Genomic DNA, 12,803 nt, shown 5'->3' with positions numbered 1-12,803 from the left:
CGCCGATTTTCTCATGACATTTATCGAGAAATCTGTAGCGTTGAGTGATCGCAGCGTCATTGAGCGCAGAGCCCGGCCAGCACGCGCTGGTTTATCGGGCTCAGTCATCGGGTGGCGCGGCGAAGATCTCGTCGTCGCGTTCCTGGATTTTCGCAGTTTAAGGGCTTGGCGAAAATCTTGAGAGCGAACCATCGATCCCCTCCGCGTGAGCGATGGTTGAACGGCTTAGGGCATGCTGCGAAAAAGTGTCCGCGGTTTTTCGCGCCAGGCATGCCCTAAGTTTAAGATGCTCTAGGGGCCGGTTTCCGGACCCGACGATCAAGCCCGGACGCTGAATCTATTTTCCTACGTCTGCGCGGCATTGAGCGCGGGATGACTCGGAGGGAGACGATGGTAAGTGCACCCAAGAAAGCGCCGGCGAAAAAGGCCGCGCCCGCGAAGGCCGCCCCGAAAAAGGCTGCTGTGAAAGCTCCTGTCAAAAAGGCTGCGCCGAAAAAGGCCGCCGCCAAGAAGCCGGCAACCCAAAGCGCTTTCACAAAGCCTTTGACGCCGTCGAAGGAACTCGCCGCCGTTGTCGGCGCCGCTCCGCTGCCGCGCACGGAAGTCGTGAGCAAGGTGTGGGAATATATCAAGAAGCACAAGCTTCAGAACGAAGCTAACAAGCGCGAGATCTTGGCCGACGACAAGCTCCAGGCGGTGTTTGGCGTTCCCAAGGTGACCATGTTCGAAATGAACAAGCACCTCGCGAAACATTTGAAATAAGCCAGCACCCGCGCGTCTTGCCTCGATTTCCAACGTCTCGTCATGCCCGGCCTTGAGCCGGGCATCCACGCGAAGATGGTTGGGAATTGCGCCTCGCGACGGCCCACGTTCCTGGATGCGCGGGTCATCCCCGGACTTGATCCGGGGACCGCGCATGACGGTTGAGAGGCATGCGCCTCATTCTCTGAATCCGCTTAGCCTCAAGCCTCATTCAAAGACCGCCATACATCTCTTGGTGGCGAGCATGGCGAGCGGATCGCTTTCGTCAAGGACGCATCTTCGATGCGCCGCCGAAGGCGGTGGCCCGAAGGGCCATCCTTGACGAAAGCATATCCGCCTCGCCGAAAATTCCGCCGACAGATGAATGGTGAAATCTGATAGGCCCTGCCAGGGCACCGTTATAGCCGTACGCGGATAGCCGAGAGCTTCTCCCGGCCATGACGCGTTTGAGACTTTAAGCGCACCCTCAATCATCCATCTTCAGAGCGGCGATAAAGGCCTCCTGCGGGATTTCGACCTTGCCGGAACTCGGCTTCTCCCATGCCTCAGATCGAATCTTCGCAATTACACGAGCTCGAATTCATTTTGCCTCTGATACCAAACGCCATGCGGGGAGCCATCACCCGGACCATTGGTTTGTTCTTCGTGATCTTGCCACACGATCACTTCAATTTTTGAATGATCTGCACCTAGCGTGGTCTTTACTACGCGATAACCCACTGAACGATGTGGGATTTGCGTATCTATGCCAACGACGCTCACGACGTTCAGTCCGGGTTTAAAATCTGTAAGAAGATTATGAGTCTTTGCGGGTTCACCAACATTAAGAGAATCGACTAGATTGCCGTTGACAAGCACTTCCATTCGATCGTCCGCTGCATCAAGGTCGATCACTAGTTGGTCGGTATGATTCACCGGAATAGCCATCTTTGTTCTCCTTTAAAAATGAATTTCAAAAATCTCCGGCCCGAGGGCTGGGCGTAAATGATAAGTTTCTTTCTTGTCTTTGGCAATTTAACGCGATGGGTATTCAGTTGTGAGTGCATCGCAAGTATCAATCCGCCGGAGGCATCCATTCGCAAACGGCCTCAAAACATTTCCAGTTACAACGTTGGTAGAGGCAGTCGGCCATCTACTACGGATGGTATGAGCTCCTGTGTTGCGCTCACTTAGCTTTGGAGACAGTATGGAGTCGTTCTTAAAATGGGGGTAAAAATAGGCTACGAGTAACTTCTCTGACGAATGTACTTTATGCTCAATCATCCATCTTCATCGCCGCGATAAGGGCTTTCCGCGGGGATTTCGGCCTTACCCAACTGGCGCATCTCTCCTCGCTGTTGATTCGGCAACTTCCTTTTCGATGAATCGGATCAATTTTTTGCAACACGGTGGATTGTGAGGATATTGGGAGGATCCTGGCTATCAGCCGTGACAAGAAATCGGTATTTTTGTATATGGGCCATGATGTACGCGCCATAGCAAATTGGGTCCTTGACTGTGCTAAACAGGAAGGGCGTTTGCTTGATAATCTGTCGATCAACAAGATTATCTATTTCTTGCACGCATATTATTTAGTGCAATTCGGCCGCCCGCTCGTTAGCGCCAAGATAGAAGCGTGGAAGTTAGGGCCGGTTTTTCGTGAGGTTTATCACTCGTTCAAAGGATTCGGAGACAACCCGATTACTACACAGGCCACAAGGATCGACGCTGGAACGGGTCTATCCGAAGTCTGCATCGCCGTGCTGTCGCACGAAGAAGAGTCGTTTTTGCGTAAGGTTGCCGCTGAATACGTGCGCTTATCTGCGAGCCAATTGGTGACTTTATCGCACGAAAAGGGAGGGCCTTGGGACCGCGTGTGGAACCACCAAGGACGCGTCAACTCCTCTATGAGAATATCGGATGAAGTCGTCTTGAACTGGTACAGGCAGTCTCTGAGGCACTGATGGCTAACCAAAACCCCTTCTTAAAGATGATACTTAAGCTTGACCACCCGCCCGCAGGGCCTAACTGGGTCAGGTTTGTATGTGACGACCCCTTAAAAACCGCAAGGGCGATATCGAAGTGGGCCTTTGGTCGACCGCCGTTCACCTATCAAACAGGCTATGCCAGTATTAAGGATCGTATCGAATTAGGCATTGATCGCCTTACCGCGATTTCGACCGTATCAAAGCGGGGCGCTCCTGCTGGCCGTGAGTCTAACAAGACGCTTGTTGAGGCATTCTTCGATTACGACGACGCTAGGCAGTATAAAAGTGATAACCCGATCACCTTTGACAAAGGGCATTATAGGGTTTCGCGCGACATTCTGGTTCCTGTCGCCCCCTTATCGATCATCCGCGAAGGCGGACAGTTTTTGCCGGTTTTTGTTTGTGGTTGGAGTAGTTTGCCTTTCTCCTTATTTCAGCGCCGTCTTTTGATGACCGTGTACGAAGACGCTTTCCTATCATTGACCGACTTCCAAACCTCTCCGGCTGAAGTTTTGTTTTTTCCGAAAATTCAAGGTGACAAGGATTATGAGCGTCAAGTCGAAATTTGGCATCGAGCTGACTATGAACAGTTGGCGCAATCTGAAGTCGACGAGGCTATCGAAATTTTTCTCTTGGCTCGCGATATAGTTTTGCGAGACTTGCGCCAACGAGCGCAGGATTGGAAGGCGACCAAAGAGGATCCCGACGATCCTCCACCACCCGGCGGTGGAGGACAAGGCAACCTATTTTAAGCTAATCATCCATCTTCAGCGCCGCGATAAAAGCCTCCTGCGGGATTTCGACCTTGCCGAACTGCCGCATCTTCTTCTTGCCGGCCTTCTGCTTTTCCAACAGCTTGCGCTTGCGGGTCGCGTCGCCGCCATAGCATTTGGCGGTCACGTCCTTGCGCATGGCGCGGATCGTTTCGCGCGCGATGACCTTGCCGCCGATCGCCGCCTGAATCGGGATCTGGAACATGTGCTGCGGGATCAGGTCCTTCAGCTTCTCGACCATGGCGCGGCCGCGGGCCTCGGCGCGGTCTTTGTGGACGAGCATCGAAAGCGCATCGACCGGCTCGGCATTGACGAGGATCGACATTTTCACGAGATCGCCTTCGCGGTGATCGGTGAGATTATAGTCGAAGCTCGCATAGCCTTTGGAGATCGATTTCAGCCGGTCGTAGAAATCGAACACCACTTCGTTGAGCGGCAGGTCGTAGACGGCCATGGCGCGCTTGCCGACATAGTTCAGATCGACCTGAATGCCGCGCCTATCCTGACAGAGCTTCAAGACTGCACCGAGATAATCGTCCGGCGTCAGGATCGTCGCGCGGATCCAGGGCTCCTCGATCTTCTCGATGCGAGAAGGGTCGGGCATATCCGCCGGATTGTGCATTTCGAGCGTGGTGCCGTCGCGCAGGATGATCTTGTAGACGACCGATGGCGCCGTCGCGATGAGGTCGAGATTGAACTCACGCGCCAGCCGCTCCTGGATGATTTCGAGATGGAGGAGGCCGAGAAAGCCGCAGCGAAAGCCAAAGCCGAGCGCGGCCGAACTCTCCATCTCATAGGAAAAGCTCGCGTCGTTGAGGCGCAGCCGCCCGATGGCGGCGCGCAGATCCTCGAAATCGGCGGCATCGACCGGAAACAATCCGCAGAAGACGACCGGCTGCGCCGGCTTGAAGCCGGGCAATGCCTCAGTGCAGGGCTTTTTCTCGTCGGTGATCGTATCACCGACGCGCGTATCGGCGACCTGCTTGATCTGAGCCGTGATATAGCCGATCTCGCCCGGGCCGAGCTCGGCGGTCTCGATCATTTTCGGCCGGAAGATGCCGACGCGATCCACCTCATAATGGGCATCGGTGCCCATCATCTTGATCTTCTGATGCTTCTTGAGCGAGCCGTCGATGATCCGCACGAGCACGACGACGCCGAGATAGGCGTCGTACCAGGAATCGACGAGGAGCGCCTTCAAGGGCGCGGTCGCGTCGCCCTGCGGCGGCGGCAGGCGATGGACGATCGCCTCCAGCACCTGGTCGATATTGAGCCCGGTCTTGGCCGAGATCAGAACGGCCTCCGACGCATCGATGCCGATGACATCTTCGATCTGCTGCTTGATTCGCTCCGGCTCGGCGGCGGGCAGATCGATCTTGTTCAAGACCGGCACGATCTCATGGCCGGCGTCGAGCGCGTGATAGACATTGGCGAGCGTCTGAGCCTCGACGCCCTGGCTCGCGTCGACAACCAGCAGCGAACCCTCGCAGGCGGCAAGCGACCGCGAGACCTCATAAGCGAAGTCGACGTGGCCGGGCGTATCCATGAGGTTCAGGATATAGGTCTTGCCGTCCTGCGCCTTATAGTCGAGCCGCACAGTCTGGGCTTTGATGGTGATGCCGCGCTCGCGCTCGATATCCATGGAATCGAGCACCTGCTCGACCATGTCACGCTCGGCGACGGTGCCTGTCGCCTGGATCAGGCGGTCGGCCAAGGTCGATTTGCCATGGTCGATATGGGCGACGATGGAAAAGTTGCGGATCGCGTCGATTTTCTGGGTGGTCATGGGTTGCGCATAGCAGGCGGAGCACGGGAAGGAAAGGCGAGCCCGCCGAGTGTTTGAAAGCACAAAGGAAAACCGCGCGGATCGCTTTCCGAACCGTGCAGCTCACAAGAGATAATGATGACAAGAGGCTTTGGCGAGGCGCAAATAAGCGCCGCCCCGCCCGCTCTAGGGAAGAACGCTGGAAATCTGCTTCAACAGCGACTCAAACGCGTCGCCCTGCGTTTCGGGCGCGACGTAGACAGTCCGCAGGCGATGACCGAGCTGACTGGGCAGAGTCTGCCCTTGGCAGGAGCGGTTGAGATCAGCGCGTTCCAATTTGGGTGCGGAGCGTTCATCGTGGCGCATCGGACGGCGTACCTTGGTAATATCGATTTTCGAAAGATCGGTCATCACTTCAAACTTAGGTGCGTCGGGGCTTCCCTTTTCTTCGACTGGATCAGGTTTGCTGTGCCGGGGTGAAGGTCATGCTTGGTTTCTACAAGCGTAACGAAAACCAAAAAAAGCCTGATTTGTTCCATCGGTGCAGCGGATTTCTCCCGCGGTGTTTCACTTAGGGTAAAAGATCCATGAGCGCCGGGATCAGCGGTGCATCGGCGGGCGGCATGGGATAGGCGCGCAGGTCATGCGGGCGCACCCATTTCAAAGCTTGTCCTTCCCGCCCTGAGACTGTGCCGCTCCAGCGCCGGCACACATAAAGCGGCATCAGCAAATGAAAATCCGGATAGGCATGGCTCGCGAAAACGAGCGGCGCGAGGCATGCCTCCTCGACTTTAATGCCTAATTCTTCTTGCAATTCCCGGATGAGCGCATGTTCGGGCCGCTCGCCTTCCTCGACTTTGCCGCCCGGAAATTCCCAAAGCCCGGCCAGCGCCTTGCCTTCCGGCCTTTGGCTGAGAAGGATCCGCCCGTCGGCATCGATGAGCGCGACGGCGACGACGAGAAGGAGCTTGGTCAAGACCGGTAGTCGCCGTTGATGGCGACATATTCTTTGGTCAGGTCGCAGGTCCAGACCGTTGCCTTTCCGCGTCCGAGGCCGAGATCGACTTTGATCTCGATTTCCGGCAGGCGCATCTTGGCCGATACCTCGGCTTCGTCATATTTCGGGTCGCGCAAGCCTTTGTGGGCGACGCGGATATTGCCGAACCAGATGGCAAGCTTATCGCGTTCGGCTTTTTCACCGGCCTTGCCGATCGCCATGACGATACGGCCCCAATTTGCGTCTTCGCCGGCGATCGCCGTCTTCACCAGCGGCGAATTGGCGATCGACAGTGCGATCTTCTTGGCTGCGCCGGCGCTGGCCGCGCCTTCGACCGCGATCTCGACGAATTTCCGGGCGCCTTCGCCGTCCTTGACGATCTGATGCGCGAGATTGAGACAGACCTTCTGCAAGGCCGTCTTGAACGACGCGAGGCGGCGGTCTGAGGGCTCGGTGATCCGCGGTGCGCCGCGCTTTTTGGCCGCACCCGTCGCAAACAGCAAAAGCGTGTCGGAGGTCGAGGTATCGCTGTCGATGGTGATCGCGTTGAAGGAGCCAGGCACAGCCTTGGCGAGCAGCACTTGCAAAGCTTCGGCATCGATCGGCGCGTCGGTGAAAAGAAAGGCGAGCATGGTTGCCATGTCGGGCGCGATCATGCCGGCGCCTTTGGCCATGCCGGCGATCGTCACCTCGACGCCGCCGATCTCGGCCTTGGCGGTTGCGACCTTCGGATAGGTGTCGGTCGTCATGATGGCCTTGGCCGCTTCGAGCATGCCCTCCGGCGACGCCGCCTCCGCGAGCCTGTCGAGTACGCCGTCGAATTTGCCGGCATCGAGCGGCTCGCCGATGACGCCCGTCGAGGCGAGAAAAATCTCGGATGCCGGTGCGCCCGTGGCTTTGGCGGCGAGCGCGGCGGTGAATTTCACGGCCTCGGCGCCTGTCTTGCCGGTAAAGGCATTGGCATTGCCGGAATTCACGACAAGCGTGCGCGCCTTGCCGCCCTTGAGCTTGGCGCGGCACCAATCGACGGGAGCGGAGGGGCATTTCGACTTTGTGAAGACGCCCGCCACCTGCGTGCCCTTGTCGAAGAGCGCCAGCATCACGTCGGTTCGCTCCTTATAGCGGATTCCGGCAGCGCCCGTCGCAAAGCGCACGCCCTCGATGGGCGGGATCGGTGGAAATTCGGTCGGCGCGAAAGGAGAGGTCATAGGTTTCTTCCAGAGCGGAATGAGCGCTCTACGGCGTGAGAGGCAGGCGCGATTTGCCGGGCGCAGCGCATCTGCGTCAAGACAAGGGTTTCAAGTTTCGCCATAAAGCACAAAAAAGCCCCGGCGAGACGCCGAGGCTTCAATGCTGTTTGCAGGCAAGCGCCTATTTGCCGGTGGCGGGCTTGGGCGCATCGCCTGCGGGCTTCGCAGGATCGGTCGCCGACGATTTGCCGGCAGGCGGCGCCTCGCCCGGAGCGGGCTCGGCGTCGGCGCGCTCGATTTTGGCGGCGTCGCGCAATTTGACGATCATCTCGCTTTGCGCCTTCTGCACGACATAGCGCACGAGCTGATCCTTCACTTGGTCGAAGGGCGGGAAGCTCTTCTGGCGCTTATCCTCGACCTGGATGATGTGCCAGCCGAATTGGCTCTTCACCGGATCGGAAATCTGTCCCGGCTCCAGTTTGAAGGCGGCATCGGCGAATTCCGGCACCATGCGGTCCTTGGTGAACCAGCCGAGGTCGCCGCCTTCCGAGCCCGGATCTTTCGACACGTCCTTTGCAACTTTGGCGAAATCCTCGCCGGCCTTCACCCGTTTCAAGGCGGCCTGCGCGTCGGCTTCGGTGGCGACCAGAATGTGGCGGGCGTGAATCTCGGTCTCGGGCTTTTGCGCCGCGGCCGCCTCGTCATAGGTCTTGTGCAAAGCCTCATCGGTCGTCGCGGCCTTGGCGACATCGCTGAGAAGAACGTCCATCAAGGCCTTGTCGCGGAGATAGGAGAGCTTTTCGGTAAAATCCGGGGTCTTATCCAGTTTGTCGGCGAGCGCCTTCTGGACGACGAGCTGACCGTCGATGAGATAGTCAAGCACATAGGTCTCGCGCGCCTTCCCCTTAAGCTGCTGCGGCAGGCTCGCGCCGAGGTCTTCCATGGCGAGCTTCAGATCTTCCTCGGTGATCGTCTTGCCGTTGACCGTGGCGAGGACCTTGGGCGCGGGCGCGGCCGGATCGGCGGCCGTGGCGTGGATCATGCCGGTCGAAAGAAATGCCCAAGCAAGACCAAGCACAATCGCACGTTGGGGTTTCATCATAATCATACCTCATATACTCCGGGCTGAAGAAACCCCACGAAGGTCAGGTTCCGAGACTGTCATTGCCGGCCGGCAAAAACCGGCGGGAAAATACGAATATTATATGTCTTTCAGATGAGTGTCGGATCAGCGCTGTCACGGGGTCAAGGGGCGGTGCCGCAACGGGCTGCAGGGCTTTGACGTAACTTTCAATGAAAGGCTACATCATTTGCAGGGCTTGGGAGAAGAGTTGGGCTTAAATTTGCTCGAATGGGCAGGATAAGGATAAAACCCAGATTACACCGCAGGCTGGAGCAATGGAACCGGGGCAGATTCCTCCCGCAACGGTCTTGCTTCCTTAACCCTTGTCAGGACATGCAAATCCCCTTTTTACCGCTCTCTTTAGGCCCGTCTGCCGCCTTGCAGGAGTGGCCCTGCCTGCACATTTGTAGGGCGCCGGGCAAAGTTCGGCCAAGGGAAGAACGGTATCTGGTCAGCGCCTCCGGCAAGGCATGGTATAGGGCATTTCCCCGTGCCGGCGGCGGCGCTTGGCCAGACGGCGTCCTTCCGGCCATAATTCGCTCCGGCGCATCGGCCTAAAACTCGAGGCTTCTTCGGGTTCAGGCTCCCCACGTTAACCCAGTGCTGCGGCCCCTCAAGGGTCCGAAAAGGTCTTGCTTGATGTTGTTAGGCACGCTCGCCAAAAAGATTTTCGGTTCGGCCAATGACCGGCGCCTCAAGGGATACAGGCCGAAAGTCGCCGCCATCAACGCGCTCGAACCGGAGATGCTCAAACTCTCGGACGATGAGCTCGCCGGGCGCACCCAAATGTTTCGCGACGCGCTGGCGCAAGGCGCAGCCCTCGACGACCTGCTCGTTCCGGCTTTTGCCACTGTGCGCGAAGCGGCGCGCCGCGTGCTCGGCCAGCGCCATTTCGATGTCCAGCTCATCGGCGGCATGGTTTTGCACGAAGGTGCCATCGCCGAAATGCGGACGGGCGAAGGCAAGACGCTGGTCGCGACGCTCGCCTGTTATCTCAATGCCCTGCCGGGCAAGGGCGTGCATGTCGTCACCGTCAATGATTACCTCGCCCGCCGCGACGCCGAATGGATGGGTCAGGTCTATAAGTTCCTGGGACTTTCGTTCGGCATCATCGTTCACGGCATAGACGATAACGAGCGCCGTGCGGGGTACGCCGCCGATATCACCTATGGCACGAACAACGAGTTCGGCTTCGACTATCTGCGCGACAATATGAAATATGAGCTCGGGCAGATGGTGCAGCGCGGGCATAATTTCGCGATTGTAGATGAGGTCGATTCGATCCTCGTCGACGAAGCCCGCACGCCTTTGATCATTTCCGGCCCATCGGACGATAAGTCCGACCTCTACAATGCCGTCGACGTGATCATCCCGCGCCTGACGCGCGAGGATTACGATCTCGACGAAAAGCAGCGGTCGGTCAATCTGACCGAAGTCGGCAACGAGCATATGGAAGAATTGCTGCGCGACGTGGGCGTGTTGACGGAAGGCTCGCTCTATGAGGCCGCCAATGTGACGCTGGTTCATCACGTCAACCAGGCGTTGCGGGCGCATAAGCTGTTTCAGCTCGACAAGGATTACATCGTCCGCAACGGCGAATTGGTAATCATCGACGAATTCACCGGCCGCATGATGCCGGGCCGCCGCTATTCCGAAGGCCTGCATCAGGCCCTGGAAGCGAAGGAACATGTCCAGGTGCAGCCGGAGAATGTGACGCTCGCCTCGATCACCTTCCAGAATTATTTCCGTCTCTACAAAAAACTCGCGGGTATGACCGGCACGGCTTCGACCGAAGCCAATGAATTTGCCGAGATCTACAAGCTCGACGTCGTCGAAATCCCGACCAATCGGCCGGTGCAGCGCAAAGACGAAGACGACGAAGTCTATCGCACGCATGAAGAGAAGCTGCGCGCCATCGTGCGCGAGATCGAAGCGGCCGGCGAGAAGATGCAGCCTATGCTCGTTGGCACGACCTCGATCGAGAAATCCGAACAGCTTGGCGAGTTTCTTCTGAAGCAGGGCTATAGGCTCCTCGACGTGACCGAGCCGCAAGCCTTGCAGAAACTTTACGCGGCAGCCCGCGCCGGCAAACCGTCGAAATTCTTCACGGTGTTGAATGCGCGCTTCCACGAGCAGGAAGCCTATATCGTTGCCGAAGCGGGCGTGCCCGGCGCGATCACGGTGGCGACCAATATGGCCGGTCGCGGCACCGACATTCAGCTCGGCGGCAATGTCGAAATGCGTGTCTTGCAGGAATGCGCGAGCATTCCCGAAGGTCCGGAACGCGAGGCCAAGGAAGCCGAGATCCGCGCCGAGGTCGAAGCCTTCCGCGAGCAGGCCAAGGCCGCGGGCGGGCTTTATATCGTCGGTACCGAACGCCACGAAAGCCGCCGCATCGACAATCAGCTCCGCGGCCGCGCGGGCCGCCAGGGCGATCCGGGCCGCTCGAAATTCTTCCTGTCGCTCAAGGACGATCTGATGCGGATCTTCGGATCCGACCGGATGGAAGGCATGCTGGTCAAGCTCGGCCTCCAGGAAGACGAGGCGATCGTCCATCCGTGGATCAACAAGGCCTTGGAAAAGGCGCAGCAGAAAGTCGAAGCCCGCAACTTCGACATGCGCAAGAATATTTTGAAATACGACAACGTAATGAACGACCAGCGCAAGGTCGTCTTCGAGCAGCGCCGCGAAATGATGGCGCAGGACTCGCTCGAAGAAATGATCGACGACATGCGTCACGGCGTGGTCGAAGATCTCGTCACGAAATATGTTCCGCGCGATGCCTACCCGGAAGCTTGGGACATCGAAGGCCTGACCAAAGGCATCGATTCGGCTCTCAATCTCGTGTTGCCTTTGGCCGATTGGGCCAAGGAAGAGGGTATCACCGACGATGAGATGCATGAGCGCCTGACGAAGCTCGCGGATGAATCCTATGTGGCGAGGGTCGAGAAAAATACGCCCGACCTGATGCGCTATTTCGAAAAGCAGGTGGTCCTGCAAGTGCTCGACCATCTATGGCGCGAACATCTCGTCACGCTCGATCATCTGCGCCAGGTGATCGGCTGGCGCGGTCTCGCGCAGCGCGATCCCTTGAACGAATATAAGTCGGAAGCTTTCGAGCTTTTCGACGAATTGATCACGCATTTGCGCGAAGTAACGACGGCGCAATTGACTCATCTCGAAGTGGCCTTCGAGCCGTCTGCCAATGCCGGTCCGCCGATGCAGGTGGCAATGGATGGCTCACCCGAATCCGCTTTCGTCGGTCAAGGCGCATTGCCTGAGGCGCGGGATTACGGCTCGCAAAATTTTCCGCCTTTGACCGCGCAGGATAATGGCGGCGTCGCGACGCTATCGCGCGATGCTGACGATCCCTCGACCTGGGGCAAGGTTGGCCGCAACGAGCCATGTCCGTGCGGTTCGGGCAAGAAGTTCAAACATTGCCACGGTCAGATAGCATGATCCCGAAAAGTTGCAGACTTTTCGGATAAGATCATGCGATGGAAGAAAGCCTGATCCCAAAACATCGCAGACGTAATCGGACGTTGACGGACGTCCGACGCATGCGAAAGACCTAGGTCTTTCGCACTAGCATTATCGGTCGCTTTTCGATTCGAATTTCTTGTGTGCTCGCGCACAGCGACGGTTCTGGCCATCGATTAGGTTCTCTTCATCGCCGAACGACATCCCCCCGGCGAAACATTCTGAGGAGAGATACGATGATCAATTTCCGCAAAACCCTTGCCGTCACGCTCGCCGTCGCCGCTCTCGGCACGGGCATTGCCGCCACCTCCACCCCGGCTTCGGCTTGGGGCTATCACCCCTTCGGTTGGGGCCTTGCCGGCGCCGCCGCCGCGACCGGCCTCGCGATCGCTGCGACCTCCGCTGCCGCGAACCCCTATTATGGTTATGGCTACGGCTATGGCTGCTATCGCACGGCCGTCGTCGATGTCTACGGCAACATCATTGGCCACACGCGCGTCTGCCGTTAATTCGCCGATGGTTTGAGACGTTGCCGCCGGGGGCTCTCCCACCGGCAGCGCCAGTCGAGGCCTCTGGAACCCAAAGGTTCCGGAGGCCTTCGGCGTTTTAGACTCCGCTTTTACACAGCGGCACGTACGCTGAAACACGTATTCAAAAATTCGAGCAATCGTTAAATTGCCGCGTGCGGTCGCACACAGTCGGCTTACCAAGCGCAGGCTACATTCTCCTCATCGGGTTTCGCACAG

At 57.9% G+C, this 12,803-nt stretch carries 11 protein-coding genes; 5 read left to right on the top strand and 6 right to left on the bottom strand.

Annotated features, from left to right (window positions below; genetic code table 11):
• The first annotated feature begins 390 nt into the window (after window positions 1–390).
• Window positions 391–762 (top strand): SWIB/MDM2 domain-containing protein, encoded by a 372-nt coding sequence (locus A3OQ_RS0103270; protein WP_020173926.1) that lies wholly within the window; start codon window positions 391–393, stop codon window positions 760–762.
• Window positions 763–1,326: 564 nt separating this feature from the next.
• Here A3OQ_RS0103270 and A3OQ_RS24270 read toward each other — a convergent pair.
• Window positions 1,327–1,689, bottom strand: coding sequence for a hypothetical protein (locus A3OQ_RS24270; RefSeq protein ID WP_020173924.1), 363 nt, complete (start codon window positions 1,687–1,689; stop codon window positions 1,327–1,329).
• Window positions 1,690–2,279: 590 nt separating this feature from the next.
• On the opposite strand from A3OQ_RS24270, the gene A3OQ_RS0103255 reads away from it, so the two are divergent.
• Both A3OQ_RS0103255 and A3OQ_RS0103250 read left to right on the top strand, forming a co-directional pair.
• On the top strand, window positions 2,280–2,705 hold the full coding sequence (locus A3OQ_RS0103255; protein WP_244427084.1) for a Panacea domain-containing protein: 426 nt from the start codon (window positions 2,280–2,282) through the stop codon (window positions 2,703–2,705).
• A complete protein-coding gene (locus A3OQ_RS0103250) occupies window positions 2,705–3,481 on the top strand; it encodes a hypothetical protein (RefSeq protein WP_020173922.1) in 777 nt (258 codons plus the stop codon). Before A3OQ_RS0103255 ends, A3OQ_RS0103250 begins: the two co-directional genes overlap by 1 nt.
• Window position 3,482: 1 nt before the next feature.
• Here A3OQ_RS0103250 and lepA read toward each other — a convergent pair whose 3' ends face one another.
• The 5 genes from lepA to A3OQ_RS0103220 form a co-directional block, all read right to left on the bottom strand.
• Window positions 3,483–5,288: a translation elongation factor 4 gene (gene lepA / locus A3OQ_RS0103245; protein ID WP_020173921.1), complete on the bottom strand. Its 1,806-nt coding sequence runs from the start codon at window positions 5,286–5,288 to the stop codon at window positions 3,483–3,485.
• 165 nt (window positions 5,289–5,453) lie between these two features.
• Window positions 5,454–5,678, bottom strand: a complete 225-nt coding sequence (locus A3OQ_RS0103240) for a hypothetical protein (protein ID WP_020173920.1) — start codon at window positions 5,676–5,678, stop codon at window positions 5,454–5,456.
• 160 nt (window positions 5,679–5,838) lie between these two features.
• Window positions 5,839–6,243, bottom strand: a complete 405-nt coding sequence (gene mutT, locus A3OQ_RS0103230; RefSeq protein WP_020173918.1) for an 8-oxo-dGTP diphosphatase MutT — start codon at window positions 6,241–6,243, stop codon at window positions 5,839–5,841.
• On the bottom strand, window positions 6,240–7,472 hold the full coding sequence (gene argJ / locus A3OQ_RS0103225; protein ID WP_020173917.1) for a bifunctional glutamate N-acetyltransferase/amino-acid acetyltransferase ArgJ: 1,233 nt from the start codon (window positions 7,470–7,472) through the stop codon (window positions 6,240–6,242). Before argJ ends, mutT begins: the two co-directional genes overlap by 4 nt.
• A 163-nt stretch (window positions 7,473–7,635) precedes the next feature.
• A complete protein-coding gene (locus A3OQ_RS0103220; protein WP_020173916.1) occupies window positions 7,636–8,562 on the bottom strand; it encodes a peptidylprolyl isomerase in 927 nt (308 codons plus the stop codon).
• Between the two features lie 657 nt (window positions 8,563–9,219).
• Between A3OQ_RS0103220 and secA the strand changes: the two genes are divergently transcribed.
• Window positions 9,220–12,036, top strand: a complete 2,817-nt coding sequence (gene secA, locus A3OQ_RS0103215; RefSeq protein ID WP_026595449.1) for a preprotein translocase subunit SecA — start codon at window positions 9,220–9,222, stop codon at window positions 12,034–12,036.
• Window positions 12,037–12,293: 257 nt separating this feature from the next.
• Window positions 12,294–12,566: a hypothetical protein gene (locus A3OQ_RS0103210; protein WP_020173914.1), complete on the top strand. Its 273-nt coding sequence runs from the start codon at window positions 12,294–12,296 to the stop codon at window positions 12,564–12,566.
• The last annotated feature ends 237 nt before the right edge of the window (window positions 12,567–12,803 follow it).

Source organism: Methyloferula stellata AR4 (assembly GCF_000385335.1).
In the GTDB taxonomy this organism is placed as follows: domain Bacteria; phylum Pseudomonadota; class Alphaproteobacteria; order Rhizobiales; family Beijerinckiaceae; genus Methyloferula; species Methyloferula stellata.
This window is presented reverse-complemented; position numbering and strand designations above follow the sequence as displayed.